The organism is Rhizobium bangladeshense, assembly GCF_001662075.1.
Taxonomy (GTDB): Bacteria; Pseudomonadota; Alphaproteobacteria; order Rhizobiales; family Rhizobiaceae; genus Rhizobium; species Rhizobium bangladeshense_B.
Window position 1 is genome coordinate 252,349 of record NZ_LYPL01000005.1, and the last position, 13,657, is coordinate 266,005.

14 protein-coding genes and 2 pseudogenes are annotated in these 13,657 nt (G+C 62.5%); 7 read left to right on the forward strand and 9 right to left on the reverse strand.

The genetic code is table 11. The annotated features are described in order from the left end of the window. The first annotated feature begins 62 nt into the window (after nucleotides 1–62). Together A7X77_RS12815 and A7X77_RS12820 are read left to right on the forward strand one after the other, a co-directional pair. Nucleotides 63–1,514 carry an AAA family ATPase gene (locus tag A7X77_RS12815; protein ID WP_064683287.1) on the forward strand — a complete coding sequence of 484 codons (1,452 nt, stop codon included), beginning with the start codon at nucleotides 63–65 and terminating at the stop codon, nucleotides 1,512–1,514. After that, nucleotides 1,511–2,146, forward strand: a complete 636-nt coding sequence (locus tag A7X77_RS12820) for an HNH endonuclease (protein WP_064683288.1) — start codon at nucleotides 1,511–1,513, stop codon at nucleotides 2,144–2,146. The genes A7X77_RS12815 and A7X77_RS12820 overlap by 4 nt, the downstream gene beginning before the upstream one ends. Nucleotides 2,147–2,235: 89 nt before the next feature. On the opposite strand, the gene A7X77_RS12825 is transcribed toward A7X77_RS12820, so the two are convergent. From A7X77_RS12825 to A7X77_RS12835, 4 genes and pseudogenes are all read right to left on the reverse strand, one after another. Then, nucleotides 2,236–2,496: a DUF2312 domain-containing protein gene (locus tag A7X77_RS12825; RefSeq protein WP_064683289.1), complete on the reverse strand. Its 261-nt coding sequence runs from the start codon at nucleotides 2,494–2,496 to the stop codon at nucleotides 2,236–2,238. A gap of 112 nt (nucleotides 2,497–2,608) precedes the next feature. Continuing rightward, nucleotides 2,609–2,743 (reverse strand): annotated as a pseudogene (locus A7X77_RS32290) (GapR family DNA-binding domain-containing protein); the annotation flags it as partial. An 87-nt stretch (nucleotides 2,744–2,830) separates the two neighbouring features. After that, complete coding sequence (locus A7X77_RS12830) at nucleotides 2,831–3,136, reverse strand: DUF1244 domain-containing protein (RefSeq protein WP_064683290.1); 306 nt, start codon at nucleotides 3,134–3,136, stop codon at nucleotides 2,831–2,833. A gap of 15 nt (nucleotides 3,137–3,151) precedes the next feature. Beyond that, nucleotides 3,152–3,940 (reverse strand): N-formylglutamate amidohydrolase, encoded by a 789-nt coding sequence (locus A7X77_RS12835; protein ID WP_064683291.1) that lies wholly within the window; start codon nucleotides 3,938–3,940, stop codon nucleotides 3,152–3,154. A 202-nt stretch (nucleotides 3,941–4,142) separates the two neighbouring features. On the opposite strand from A7X77_RS12835, the gene A7X77_RS12840 reads away from it, so the two are divergent. The 3 genes from A7X77_RS12840 to A7X77_RS12850 all read left to right on the forward strand — a co-directional run bounded on the left by A7X77_RS12840 (nucleotide 4,143) and on the right by A7X77_RS12850 (nucleotide 6,827). Beyond that, on the forward strand, nucleotides 4,143–4,628 hold the full coding sequence (locus A7X77_RS12840; RefSeq protein ID WP_156668105.1) for a DUF1036 domain-containing protein: 486 nt from the start codon (nucleotides 4,143–4,145) through the stop codon (nucleotides 4,626–4,628). Further along, on the forward strand, nucleotides 4,628–6,067 hold the full coding sequence (gene pyk / locus A7X77_RS12845; protein ID WP_064683293.1) for a pyruvate kinase: 1,440 nt from the start codon (nucleotides 4,628–4,630) through the stop codon (nucleotides 6,065–6,067). The genes A7X77_RS12840 and pyk overlap by 1 nt, the downstream gene beginning before the upstream one ends. 124 nt (nucleotides 6,068–6,191) lie before the next feature. Continuing rightward, entirely contained in the window at nucleotides 6,192–6,827 is a 636-nt protein-coding gene (locus A7X77_RS12850; RefSeq protein ID WP_064683294.1) for a LysE family translocator, read from the forward strand. Nucleotides 6,828–6,835: 8 nt separating this feature from the next. Here the strand turns inward: A7X77_RS12850 and A7X77_RS12855 are convergent. Together A7X77_RS12855 and A7X77_RS12860 are read right to left on the reverse strand one after the other, a co-directional pair. Next, nucleotides 6,836–7,386 (reverse strand): annotated as a pseudogene (locus tag A7X77_RS12855) (DUF4865 family protein). Continuing rightward, nucleotides 7,383–7,802 (reverse strand): tautomerase family protein, encoded by a 420-nt coding sequence (locus tag A7X77_RS12860; protein ID WP_064683295.1) that lies wholly within the window; start codon nucleotides 7,800–7,802, stop codon nucleotides 7,383–7,385. Before A7X77_RS12860 ends, A7X77_RS12855 begins: the two are co-directional and overlap by 4 nt. Nucleotides 7,803–7,919: 117 nt before the next feature. On the opposite strand from A7X77_RS12860, the gene A7X77_RS12865 reads away from it, so the two are divergent. After that, the gene (locus tag A7X77_RS12865) at nucleotides 7,920–8,813 is read left to right on the forward strand and encodes a LysR substrate-binding domain-containing protein (RefSeq protein ID WP_064683413.1); all 894 of its coding nucleotides are present in this window, start codon (nucleotides 7,920–7,922) and stop codon (nucleotides 8,811–8,813) included. A 52-nt stretch (nucleotides 8,814–8,865) separates the two neighbouring features. On the opposite strand, the gene A7X77_RS12870 is transcribed toward A7X77_RS12865, so the two are convergent. After that, nucleotides 8,866–9,810, reverse strand: a complete 945-nt coding sequence (locus A7X77_RS12870; RefSeq protein ID WP_064683296.1) for a GlxA family transcriptional regulator — start codon at nucleotides 9,808–9,810, stop codon at nucleotides 8,866–8,868. A gap of 128 nt (nucleotides 9,811–9,938) precedes the next feature. Between A7X77_RS12870 and A7X77_RS12875 the strand changes: the two genes are divergently transcribed. Beyond that, complete coding sequence (locus tag A7X77_RS12875; RefSeq protein ID WP_064683297.1) at nucleotides 9,939–10,751, forward strand: SDR family NAD(P)-dependent oxidoreductase; 813 nt, start codon at nucleotides 9,939–9,941, stop codon at nucleotides 10,749–10,751. Between the two features lie 9 nt (nucleotides 10,752–10,760). On the opposite strand, the gene A7X77_RS12880 is transcribed toward A7X77_RS12875, so the two are convergent. Together A7X77_RS12880 and ggt are read right to left on the reverse strand one after the other, a co-directional pair. After that, nucleotides 10,761–11,735 (reverse strand): threonine ammonia-lyase, encoded by a 975-nt coding sequence (locus tag A7X77_RS12880; RefSeq protein WP_064683298.1) that lies wholly within the window; start codon nucleotides 11,733–11,735, stop codon nucleotides 10,761–10,763. Nucleotides 11,736–11,859: 124 nt separating this feature from the next. Continuing rightward, the gene (gene ggt, locus A7X77_RS12885) at nucleotides 11,860–13,596 is read right to left on the reverse strand and encodes a gamma-glutamyltransferase (RefSeq protein ID WP_064683299.1); all 1,737 of its coding nucleotides are present in this window, start codon (nucleotides 13,594–13,596) and stop codon (nucleotides 11,860–11,862) included. Nucleotides 13,597–13,657 lie beyond the last annotated feature (61 nt).

The following is a 13,657-nucleotide window of genomic DNA, read 5'->3' on the forward strand; positions in this document are numbered from 1 at the left end:
TCGCAACTTGACCGCTGGTAGATGGGTCCTCTCGACGCTGCCAGGAAAGGCACGCCTAGACAGTGGAAACTACATTTATCGTCAGACGAGGGCGATTCACGGACGCGGACACGTACTTCGACCTCGTGAGCGAGCATGCCGATCTCGCGACCACCCATATTTCCATCCTTGCTGGCCAGAACGGAAGCGGCAAGAGCCGGATCCTTGCCTCGATCGCGAACCTTCTCGGCGTGGTCTACAACGCGTCCGAGTTTCGGAAGCTGCCTGACTATGACAATCGGGGCTTCTGTCGTGGATTAGATGTCCACAATGGAGAGACGACAGCCAGGGTTGGACTCGGTAGGCTCTATCGGGATGACGCGATAGAAAGGCTTCCTACCCGCGTGCTGGCCATTTCGAATTTAGTGTCCGATCGCTTTCACTTCCAGAAGGCGCAAAGCAGGGACGACTTCTACTATTATCTTGGAGCACGCCAGAGCAGCAATCTCATGACGACCGGCGCGGTGGAGCGCGGAGTCGCCGAGGCATTGCTAAATATGGGTTCGGATCCCATAAGGCTCGCCGCCTTTCGTCGCTGGCTTTCGCTGGTGGTCCGGGACGCCGCCGCCGGCATCTGGATCATGTTTCCAAAGATCTCGCCAGGCGAACTGACCGGACTTCTGAAGCTGGACGAGGTCGAGTGGCTTGATCGTGTGCGCAAGCGACTTGGCCGTCCATCGTCACGGATAGAGCCGACGGAGGAGAACGTAAGAAACTACGCCGGCCAAGTACGCAGGCTATTCGTTGCATTGGAAAGTGCGACGGAGCGCGTCCGACACCCCGGCAGCCAAAGATCCTTCCTGGCCGTTTCGCTTGATGATATGGCCGGTCGGTATGGCGCCTTCCTGGCCGATGAATTTAGCGACCTCGCCCCATACGCCCAGCGGCTAGGCTTCAACGTGTCGCCATCCGTCACCTTTGGTGCGCCGTTCGACATCGAGTTCGGGCACCTCAGCTCCGGTGAGCAGAATATCCTTGCTGCCGGCTCGAAGCTTGTTTCCTACGCCCGCCCCGGATCCCTCGTTCTGATCGATGAGCCGGAAGTCAGCCTTAACGTTACCTGGCAGCAACGTTACATCGAACTCGTGTCACAGTCGCTGGATCACGCTGAGGGAAGCCACGTACTCATAGCGACACATTCTCCGCACCTTATCTCCAATCTGCCGAAGGGGCGCGCCACCGTGGTGACAGTTACGACGGACGCCGGCGGCGTGGTGCTCGAAGCGGTGGACGCCCGCTTCGAAGGATGGGGCTCCGAAGCGGTCCTATACCAGGTGCTGGGTATCCCATCCGCGTCGAGCACGCTCTTCTATGAGGATCTGGCTGCGACCCTCGAGCACGTCCAGACCGGTGGCGACGACGTCGGCCTGCTCGACGCATTCCTTGAAAAGGCCGCCAGACTGGATCTCGCCGGAGACAAGCCCCTGCAGATCGTAGTGGAAGAGATCAAGGCATATCGACGGAAAATTCGATGATCAGAATACGCGTGCCCGCATACGACTGGGCGCTTGTCCAGCATCTTTCGAGAAGGGACGATGACGCTAAACCGACTCTTTGGGAACGAACGACGGGTCGCGTGGGCCGCTTCAAACGCGACGTCACCGCGCTCTTGATGGTCCAGCAACGCCGTCGATGTGCCTACTGCCGTTCGTATCTTCACGAGGATTATCCTGCGAGAGACCATGTCGCACCGAAGGCGGTCTATCCAAAGTGGACGTTCCGGCCGGAAAATCTCGTTCTGGCCTGCTACGCCTGCAATACGGACCGAAAGGACTCGTACGACCCTATCGAGGTCTGGCATCGCAAATACAGACGCTGCCGCTTCAAGATTGTTCATCCTTACTTCGACAGGCCAGGCGCTCATCTCGACTACTCGATCGGCGGCCCGCGGCAGATCCTGATCGCCGGTATAACACCAAAAGGAGACGAGACGATAAGTCGCTTCGAATTGATGACTCCGGAAAGGGCCAAGGAACGTGCCGCAGACGCCCTTGTCGAAGACCAGCCCAACCGGCTCCAGCAGCAGTTCCAGAACGACTACCGTGCAGTGCTCGCGATGCGTAGGCCACTGAAGCCTGCTGTGAGAATCAGGCCGGCGCGGCTGTAGGGATCCTGCACCGTGGCGCGAGGGTTGCCCCGCGCCACGGTGAGCGACTTGAACTAGGGCGCTCCGCGCTTGTCGGGCGCCCGTTCGATCTACTCCATTCCGAGCGCGGCCATGTAGGTTTGAAGGATGGACTCCTCCTCGAGCCGCTCGTTGGCGTCCTTCTTGCGCAGTCGGATGATCGTCTTCATCGCCTTCGTATCGTAGCCGCGGCCTTTGGCCTCGCCGAACACGTCCTTGATGTCGTCGGCGATCGTCTGCTTCTCTTCTTCCAGACGTTCGATCCGTTCGATGAACTGGCGCAGTTCCGCTGCGGCGACGTTGACGTCTCCGGTCGTTGCGACTTCTTCCATGTTGTTCCTTCTCTTTTGTCCCTTCCGCCCGCTTGCACATATGGGCGGCAGCATATATGGTCATTCTAAGTCATTGATTCTAAATCAATAACATACGATCGGAGGGGGTTTAGAAGCCCATTCCCTTGGCTTCGCCGTAGACGTCCTTGATGTCGTCGGCGATGGTCTTTTTTTCTTCTTCCAGCCGTTCAATGCGCTCGATGAAAGCGCGAAGCTGGTCGCGGGCGACGCCATGAGCATCAGACATCGTGTTCTCCTGATTGGATGATCATTTTGGATGCCCGTGACTGCCGCGAAGCGGCGCGAGGGTCAAGCCTATTCGCTCGGTGACGGGCTATTTGTGCGGGTTGTTCAGTTTAAAAGCGGCCTTTTGCACAGGCGAGGCCTCGTTCTGGTGGAGATTTTTCCAGTCCTCGTAAGGCATGCCGTAAACCATTTCGCGCGATTCGTCCTTGGTTACCGCGACACCCTCGGCCTCGGCCGCTTCGCGGTACCAGTTCGAGAGGCAGTTGCGGCAGAAGCCGGCCAGGTTCATCAAGTCGATGTTCTGCACGTCGCTGCGCTCACGAAGATGCGCGACAAGGCGGCGGAAGGCGGCGGCTTCGAATTCGGTCTGCTGTTCTTTACTGAGCGCGGTCATCTCGCTTTCCTTCCTTCAGTAGGGACCGGTGCGCGACAGATGGACGTCGTAGTCGTGCAAGGCAGGATCGGCGTTCATCGCCGCAAAGATCGGCGCCAGGCGTTCGGCCCATGCAGCAATACCGGTCTCGTCTGCGATCAGATCCTGGCGCACTTCGAGCAGCGCGTGCGGGATGCCGGTCATCATGCAGTGCCGGTACATGGTATCGCCCTTCAGGGCGCCGTCATAGGGCTCGTTGTCGCCAACGAAGAGATCGGGATCGGCGCGCAGCATGTCGAGCAGCGGGCCGACCGCGCGCCGGTCGCTGTCCCAGAGAACGGCGGCATGCCAGGGGCGAGGAATTCCTTTCCACGCCGGCGTGAAGGAATGCAGCGACAGGACCAGCGGCGCCCGGCCGGTGGCGTTCGCTACCTTATCGATCGTGTCCGCCACGGCGTTGTGATAGGGGCGGTGGAAGGTCTCGATACGATACTCCCACTCCTGCGGTGTGATCGGGTGGTTGCCCGAGATGACGGCGCCGTCGGAAATTTTCATGATCAGCGTCGGATCATCCTCGCCGCGGTTCGGGTCGATCAGCAGGCGCGAGAAGCCGCCGAGCACCGCGGGCACGCCGAGTGTCGCCGAGAGCTGCCGCGTCAGGCCCTCGATGCCGATGTCATAGGCGATGTGGCGGGCAAAGGCCGCATCGGGCAGACCGAGCCGGCCGTATCGCGCGGGGAGGCGGTTCATCGCGTGATCGGCGAGGATCACCATGCCTTTGTCATGTTTTCCCGGTAGGCTTTCGAAGGATTGGAAGTCGTCCATGAAGGAATTGCCGTTCGTCATTGCGCAGTCGGGCGCAGTGATCGCATGGGGTTGCCGCCGGTTCAAGCGCGACAGGCGGCGGGAAGCGAAGATGAAGCCTTGATGCGCGGTTTGTGAAAGGAAATATAATCGATTAGCATCGCGTTGACTTTCGCATGACGGCGGCGCAAGAAGACACGGATACGAATAACCGTGGAGCTATTTGGGAGCCGTGTTGATTCAAGCCGCGCCAAGTTTCCTCACGCGGTCCGGACCGCTGGTCCGACTCGCTCTGTTCGCTCTTGCAGCCTTAATGCCGTTCTTCATCGCAGATGCCGCACGCGCCGATTTTCGCGTCTGCAACGGAACACAGAATCTCGTTGGCGTCGCGATCGGATACCGGGCCAAGGATGGCTGGGTGACGGAAGGCTGGTGGCAGGTGCCGGCAACCACCTGCGCCACGCTGATCGAGGGAGAACTGCAGTCGCGTTATTATTACCTCTACGCAGAGGACGCCGCCCGGGGAGGGCGATGGACGGGTGACGTGCAGATGTGCGTGGCGGAAAACGAGTTCAAGATCTCGGGTGTGCAGGATTGTTATGCCCGCGGTTACCAGAAGATGGGTTTCAAGGAATACGACACGGGCCGCCAGGGCAGCTGGATGGTCCAACTCTCCGACACCCCAGGGACGCAAGAAAGCCAGAATTGATGAAGCGTAATCGCAAAATTAAAATCCTCGCCACCCTCGGGCCCGCCTCCTCCGAGGAATCGATGATCGAAAAGCTCCACCAGGCCGGTGCCGATGTCTTCCGCATCAATATGAGCCATGCGAGCCACGAGCTGATGCGTACGCTTATCGAGCGTATCCGCTCGGTCGAGGCGCGCTCCGGCCGGCCGATCGGCATTCTCGCCGACCTGCAGGGACCGAAACTGCGTGTCGGCAAGTTCGTCGACAGCAAGGTCGACCTGAAGCCCGGCCAGACATTCACGCTCGACAACAACGAGGCGCTTGGCGACCAGACCCGTGTCTATCTGCCGCACCCCGAAATCCTGGAATCGGTGCAGCCCGGCCATCGCCTGCTGATCGACGACGGCAAGCTCGCGCTCCGCGCGGAAAAGTGTGACGGCAAGAGCATCGTCACGACGGTTATTTCGGGCACCCGCATTTCCGACCGCAAGGGCGTCAGCCTTCCCGACACGCTGCTCGGCGTCGGTGCGCTGACGGATAAGGACCGCGCCGACCTCGACGCGGTGCTCGCCACCGACGATGTCGACTGGGTGGCGCTGTCCTTCGTCCAGCGTCCCGACGACCTTGCCGAAGTGCGCAAGATCGCCCGCGGCCGCGTTGGTCTGATGTCGAAGATCGAAAAGCCGCAGGCTCTCGAGCGCATCGAGGAGATCATCGAGCTTTCCGATGCACTGATGGTCGCCCGCGGCGATCTCGGCGTCGAAATGCCGCTCGAATCGGTTCCCGGCATCCAGAAGCAGCTGATCCGCGCCTGCCGCCGTTCGGGCAAGCCGGTGGTCGTCGCCACGCAGATGCTGGAATCGATGATCTCGGCGCCGGTGCCGACGCGCGCCGAAGTCTCCGACGTCGCGACCGCCGTCTTCGAAGGTGCCGATGCCGTCATGCTGTCGGCCGAATCGGCCTCCGGCGACTATCCGGTCGAAGCCGTCTCGACCATGGCGTCGATTGCCACCGCCATCGAGCGCGAGCCGCATTATCCCGGCATCATCTATGCCCAGCGCGCCCAGCCGGAAGCGACTGGCGCCGATGCGATCTCGCTCGCTGCGCGCCAAATCGCCGAAACGCTGAAGCTGTCGGCGATCGTCTGTTATACTTCGTCGGGCACGACAGGCCTTCGCGCCTCGCGCGAGCGCCCGCAGGTACCGATCCTGGCGCTGTCGCCGATCATCAAGACGGCACGCCGGCTTGCCATCGTCTGGGGCCTGCATTGCGTCGTCACTCATGACGCCACCGATCTCGACGACATGGTCAACCGCGCCTGCCGCATCGTCGCGGACGAAGGCTTCGGCAAGCCGGGCGACCGCATCATCATCTCGGCCGGTGTGCCTCTCGGCACGCCCGGCGCCACCAACATGATCCGCATTGCCTATATCGGTTCCGACGGCCAGAGCGGCATCTGATCCGACCGTTCCTTCAAAAAGACCGCCGCCACAACGAGGCGGCGGTCTCTTTCGTTGATGGGGTGTTGTTGCCAAGAGCTGCTGCGCGTGCAAGTTTCGTTCCTCTGACCTGGGAGGGATCATTATGGACACCGTTACGCTTGCCGCCTTTGCAGCCGTTTCCTTCGTCGGTATTGCGACGCCGGGGCCAACAGTGCTGCTGGCCCTGACCAACGGTTCACGCCTCGGTCTGCGCCGGGCAATTGCCGGAATGGTCGGCGCGGTGCTCTCCGATTTCGTGCTGATCGGCGCCGTGGCGGTGGGGCTCGGCGCGCTGCTGGCGGCATCCGAATTCTGGTTCTCGATGCTGAAATGGGCGGGTGCTGCCTATCTTGCCTTTCTCGGTATCATGCTGCTGCGCTCGAAAGGCGGGATCGATGCGGCGTTGCAAGCAGGTGCGCCGGCCGGCGCGGCGTCGACTTTCTCGATCGGCCTGAAGAGTTTCATGGTCGCGGCGACCAATCCGAAGGGCTATCTGTTCTTCTCGGCTTTCCTGCCGCAGTTCATCGATCCAACCCAGCCGCAGGCAGGGCAATATGCGCTGCTGGCGCTGGTCTTTGCCACGCTCGATTTCATCATCATGTTCGGCTACGCCTTCTTCGGTTCGCAGGCGGTGCGTTTCCTTAAGACCTCAGGCACCCTTTGGCTGGAGCGCGCCTGCGGCGGCGCGCTCCTGGCGCTTGCCGGCTCGCTCGCCTTCTACCGCCGGGCAACCATTTGACGCCAGCGTCAGGGCAGGGACAGGTGACCGACGCGATAGGCCTGCATCTGCCCGCCGATCTCTGGCATCTCGCGCCATAGCCTGAAGCGCACCCGCGTCCATGTCGTCGGTTCGAAGCTGGAGACGGAGGCGAGCGCGCCGCCTGCCGCAACCTCGGCTTCAGCCTGCGCGCTTTCGGCCCGCCGGATATCAGCGAGGGGCGCGTAAGGCTCGGTCAATAGGATATCGCGGGTCGCAAATACGGCGGCAGCGATCTCAGCCGAAAGCTCGGCTTGCCAGACAATCCAGGTTATGACCGTCGGCCAGCCGAAGGCGCCGGTCAGGGCTTCGAATCCCGGGCCACAGAGAAAGTCACTTGCCCCTTCCGGTTTCTGCCAGAGATAGAAGAGCGCATAGAGATTGTCGCGACTCGCGCATTCGCCTCGGCAGGCGCTGAGATAGGCTTTGAAGCCGAGATTGGGGATACCGTCTAGCAGCGGCCCTTGTCGCGGATGCGTCGGTCGACGATCGACATGTCGTAATCGGCGGGCAGGGTGAAGCTGTATTGCATGGCAATCATGAGCGTTCCCTTGCTGCCCGCAGCCGCCAGTCGGGATCCGTCATCTGCGCGATACCGTTGCCGAAGGACCAGTCTTCCGGGGCGCTGGTGCTGATGACGATCATCACGTCTTCCGGCCGAAGACCCGGCGATTGCGCCAGGAGATCGACAAGCCGGCGATAGAGCGCCGCCTTCATCTCGGCCGTTCGGGGTCGGCCGATGGTGATCGAGATATAGACGAAATCGCCGGAGCGCGGGCCGGCGAGATAGCTGCTGTCGAAGATCAGCTCGTTCTCATCATGCTGGTGGATGGCCTGGAAGCGATCGTCCTCAGGCACGTCGAAGGTCTCGACTAGGGCGCGCTGGATGGCGTCGGCGAGTGCCGCGAGATAGTCCGGCGACTTGCCTTTGCGAAGGGAAATGCGAACAAAGGGCATCGGGATCTCCATGGTTGGGGCCGTCCGCCGGCCTTGACAACAGCACCATTGCACGGCACGATGATGCTGAAAATCAGAATATTTTGGACAAATAATCCCGAAAATCTGGACTATGTGATGCGGCGGACCATCTTCGATCTTAACGTGCTTCGAACCTTTTCGACCGGCATGGAGCTCGGCAATTTCACCAAGGCGGCCGAAAGGCTCGGGCGTTCGACCTCGGCGGTCAGCGCGCAGCTGAAGAAGCTGGAGGAACAGGCGGGCACGCCGATCTTCCGCAAGGCGGGGCGCGGGCTGGCGCTGACCGATGCCGGTGAGACGATGCTCGGCTATGCCAGGCGGCTGTTGGAACTCAACGACGAGGCGGCCGCCGCCGTGCACAGCATCGAGCTGGAGGGCTGGGTGCGGCTTGGGCTGCAGGAGGATTTCGGAGAGACCTTGCTGCCCGAGGTGCTCGGCCGTTTCGCCCGCGCCCATCCGAAGGTCCGCATCGAGGCGCGGGTGGCACGCAATACCGAACTGCTCGAGCGCGTCACGTCAGGCAAGCTCGATCTGGCGCTTGCCTGGAGCGACGGCGCGCTGACGGCGCATTGCGAGCGGATCGGCGAAGTGCCGATGTGCTGGATCGGGCCTGCTGCGGGGCCGCTCGGCTGGTATGCGGCCAGCGGTGAGCCGATGCCGCTCGCATCACTGGAGGCGCCGTGCCTGTTGCGCACCGCGGCGACAAAGGCGCTTGATGCGGCCGGCATTTCCTGGCGGCTCGCTTTCGTCAGTGCCAGTCTCGGCGGCCTCTGGGCGGCGACGGCAGCCGGCCTCGGTCTCACCATCCGCACGCCGATCGGCCTGCCGGCGAAGCTCCGGCCGCTGGCGCCCGAGGCGCTCGGCCTGCCCGAGCTGCCGAAGCTCGGCCTGGTCCTACATCGGGCCGAAGCCGAACTGCAACCGGCGGCGGCGCGGCTTGGCGAGTTGGTGATGCAATCCGTGCATGGGGCGCTGGTCTCTGCACATTGACCCTTCCTGCTGACGGTTGATCGTGGCATCCGGCTTGAAAGGGCCGGATGCCTCAGGCTTGATATTGCTGCTGGGCGTTGCGGCGGATCGCCTGCGGCGGCTGGCCGAAAGCGCGCAGGAAGGCGCGCCGCATGCGTTCGCGATCGGCAAAGCCGGTCTCGTCAGCGACCACATCGATCGGATGACGGCTTTGCTCCATCATCAGCCGCGCCGCTTCGAGCCTCAGATTCTCGACTGCCTTGGCCGGCGACTGTCCGGTTTCGGCGCGGAAGGCGCGGCTGAACTGGCGAGGGCTGAGATGGGCCGCTTCCGCCAATTCTTCGACCGAAAGCGTCGATTTCAGATTGCTGCGGGCGTGGGCGAGCGCCTTCTGGATGCGGTCTGATTTAGGCTCCAGTTCCAGAAGGGCTGAAAATTGCGACTGACCGCCGGCGCGCCTGTGATAGACGACGAGCGTGCGGGCAACGGCGCGTGCCACCTCGAAACCGTAGTCCTTCTCGACCATCGCCAAAGCCAGATCGAGACCGGCCGTCATGCCGGCCGAAGTCCAGACCGGTCCGTCGATGATGAAGATCCGGTCCTCTTCCATCTTTATTTTGGGATAGCGGCTTTGCAGTTCGCGGGAGACATACCAGTGCGTCGTCGCGCGGCGGCCGTCGAGGATACCGGCTTCGGCAAGGAAGAAGGCGCCGGTGCAGATCGAGGCCAGCCGACGTGTGGCGGGCAGGGCGGCGCGGATGAAATCGGCTTCCGCAGCATTCGGAAGCCTGATACCCGGTGCTCCGGCCACAATCAGTGTATCGAAGTTCGGCTCGCCGAAGGCCTCCGTCTCCATCACCATACCAAGCGAGTTTGCAATCGGCCCGCCATTTTCGGAGAGGTAGCGGATCTCGTAGACCTTTTCCTCGAGTTCGAGATTGGCGAACTCGAAGGCCGAGATCGCCGCCAAGCTCATGATCTGGAAGCCGGGGTAGAGCAGAAAGCCGATTTGCTGCATGGTCATCGAGTACCGAAAAGAGGATGTCCTAAAAGGTGGTATATATGACATTCAGGTCATTCGCAATCGGGCGTAAGACTCTCCTCAAGCGCAAGGCATCGGGCCGGCGCAATTGAAGGAGACTGACCATGACGCAGGAACGCAATAAACCGGAGCATAGGGGCACGGCGCTGGTAACCGGCGCATCTTCTGGCATTGGAGCAATCTATGCCCATAGGCTAGCGAAGCAGGGTTACGACCTGATCATCGTCGCCCGCAATGGCGAGCGGCTGAAGGCGCTGGCTAGCCGGCTGACCGATGAAACCGGCCGGAGCGTCGAGACCGTCGCCGCCGATCTCGGCGACAGGGCAGGCCTTGCCCGCGTCGAAGGCGTGCTTAGGCAGGACCGGAGCATCACGCTTCTCGTCAACAATGCCGGCTTCGGCGGAACGGCGCCACTGCTTTCCGCCGATGTCGACAAGATGCAGGAGATGATCGAGCTCAACGTCACGGCGCTGACGCGGCTGACCTATGCCGCCGTTCCCGGCTTCGTCGCACGCGGCGGCGGCACGATCATCAACATCGCCTCCATCGTCGCGATCGCGCCGGAGCTTCTGAACGGCGTCTACGGCGGTACGAAAGCCTTCGTGCTCGCCTTCAGCCAGTCGCTGAAGCATGAGCTGGCGGAGAAGAATATCCGCATCCAGGCCGTACTGCCCGGCGCCACTGCAACGGAATTCTGGGGCATCGCCGGCACGCCGGTCGAGCATCTGCCCAACGAGATCGTAATGTCGGCGGAAGACATGGTCGATGCGTCGCTGGCCGGCCTGGAGCAGGGCGAATTCGCGACGATCCCGTCGCTTGAGGATGCCGATCTGCTTACCGCCTACGAACAGGCGCGCCAGGCACTGATGCCGAACCTCTCCCGCAGCGTGCCTGCACCCCGTTACAAGGCGGTGTGACCGGCGACTTTAGCCGAAGCGTTCGAGCGCCATAGCGAAAAGATCGGCATCAACATTCCCGCCCGAGGTGACGGCGACGACTGCATCGCTTTCCAGCGCCTCGCCGTGGAAGAGGGCGGCGGCGAGCGCCACGGCGCCGCCGGGCTCGACGACGATCTTCAACCGGGTGAACGCGAGCGCCATGGCGCGCAGCGCCTCCTCGTCGGTGACGACGATGCCGGCGCCGGCAAGGCGCTTGAGGATCGGGAAGGTGATGTTGCCGGGCTGCGGCGTCAGGATCGCATCGCAGATCGAGCCTGATATCGACGCGTTGCGTTCGATCCTGCCGGAGGCGAGCGAGCGGGTGGTATCGTCGAAACCATCGGGCTCGCAGGGCCGGACGCGGAGGCCGGGGGCACTGGCTTCGAGGGCAAGGGCAATGCCGGAGGTCAATCCGCCACCGCCGCAGGGCACGAGGACCTCGGCTGACGTCACGCCCTCTTCTTCGGCTTGTTCGGAGATCTCGAGGCCGGTTGTGCCCTGGCCGGCGATCACCAACGGTTCGTCGAAGGGCTTGATCAGCGTCAGGCCGCGCTCGGCCGAGATCCTGGCGCCGATTTCGTCGCGATCCTCGTTGGCACGATCGTAGAGCACCACCTGGGCGCCGAAGGCGCGGGTGTTGGCGATCTTCAGCTTCGGTGCATCACTCGGCATGATGATAACAGCGGGCACGCCGTGCAGCTTGGCGGCCAGCGCCACGCCCTGGGCATGATTGCCGGAGGAAAAGGCGATGACGCCGCGGGCGCGCACGGCCGGGTCGAGGCCGGAGACGGCAGACCAGCCCCCGCGAAACTTGAAGGAGCCGGTATGCTGCAGGCATTCCGCCTTCACGAACAGGCGCCGGCCGGCGATGTCGTTCAGGAAGGAGGAGGAGAGAAGCGGCGTGCGGCGCGCATGGCCGCGCAAACGGGCGCGGGCGGCGACAATCATTTCAATGCTTGCCATTCGGGAATCGTCCTGCTTGGAGAGTTCGCACATGCATAGGATGCGGCACGCCGTTTGTGAACGTCGACTTTGTCACCGTGACATGAATGGGATATCCGCCGCCGCCTGAACCGTTTGGCGCCCGTCAATAGCCGCCGGCCGACCCTTCCACCGCGCGGGCGTCCATGGCGCCGTTGTAGCGGGCGCCGCCGCCCTTTGCGATGGCGGCAAGGCTTTTGCCGCCGACGAGGATGCCGGCAGCCTGGCCCCAGACCGCTGCATCATTGCCGCCGTCGAAACTGTAACCCATGGCGGCGAGGGCCTTTTCCGTATCCGGCGAAAGTGCATAGGGCTCGAGATAGACCTTGTCGGGCTGCCATTGGTGATGGAACCGCGGCGCATTGACCGCTTGGCTGATATCCATCCCGAAATCGACGACATTGAGAATTGCCTCCAGCGTGATGGTGATGATACGCGAGCCGCCGGGGCTGCCGATCACCATGAAGGGCTTCCCGTCGCGGGTGACGATCGTCGGGCTCATCGAGGAGAGCGGCGTCTTTTTCGGGGCAATGGCGTTCGCCTCGCCCTGCACCAGACCGTAGAGGTTCGGCACGCCGGGCTTGGAGGTGAAATCGTCCATCTCGTTGTTGAGCAAAACGCCGGTACCGGGTGCCACGACGGCGGCGCCGAAGGAGCCGTTCAGCGTGTAGGTGACGGCGACGGCGTTGCCCTCGTCGTCGATGATCGAATAATGCGTCGTCTCGTTGCTTTCCTTGCCGCCGAGCGGTTTCAAATTCGCCGACGTGCCGGCCTTGTAGGGATCTATCTTTGCCGCGGTCTCCTTGGCGTAACCCTTGTCGAGCAATTTTTCGACCGGGTTCTCGACGAAATCGGGATCGCCGAGCGCCGCGTTGCGGTCGACATAGGCGTAGCGCATCGCCTCGACCATCACGTGCACGGTTTCGGCAGAGGCGTAGCCGAGGTAGGAGAGCGGATAACCTTCGAGGACGTTGAGGATTTCGCAGATGATGACGCCGCCGGAAGAGGGCGGCGGCGAGGAGATGATGTCGTAGCCGCGGTAATTGCACTCGATCGGCTTCAATTCGCGCACGGCATATTGCTCGAAATCCTGCTTGGCGAGGATGCCGCCCTTGGCCTGGCTCGCCGTGACGATCGCATCGGCGGGGGCGGCCTTGTAGAAGGCGTCGGGGCCTTTTTCGGAGATGGCGGCGAGGACCGCGGCGAGATCCGGCTGCGCAAGTTTTTCACCCGGTGCATAGGGCTTGCCATCCGGTTTCAGAAAGATTTTCGCCGCCGTCTCATCCTTGGCGAGGCGTTTGGCGCTGCCGGAGAGGATGGCCGCGTCGCCCTGTTCCAGAGTGAAGCCTTCCTTGGCGAAGCGAAGGGCCGGCGCGATCAGATCCTGGCGTGAGCGCGTGCCGTATTTCTCGCGCGCGGTTTCAAAACCCATGACCGAGCCGGGGACGCCGACGGCCAGATAACCGTCGAGGCTGGCGCGCGGCACGATCTCGCCCTTGGCATCGAGATACATGGTCTTCGTCGCGGCGAGCGGCGCGCGTTCGCGGAAATCGAGGAAGGTTTTGGTTCCGTCTTTCAGGCGGATGGTCATGAAGCCGCCGCCGCCGAGATTGCCGGCCGAGGGATAGACCACCGCTAGCGCATAACCGACGGCGACGGCCGCATCGACGGCGTTGCCGCCGCTCTTCAGCACTTCGACGCCGACATCGGTCGCCAGATGCTGAGCGGTAACGACCATGCCGTGTTCGGCTTCAACAGGTGCGGGCGAGGCCGCGAAAGCCGGGGTCAGGCAGAGCGACAATGCCGATATGACCGAGATCGTCCCGATATGCAGGCGGCCCATGATTTCCCCTCCTATGGACAACAACGGAAAAACATATGGGGCTGCGCCGGCTCGAGGCAAT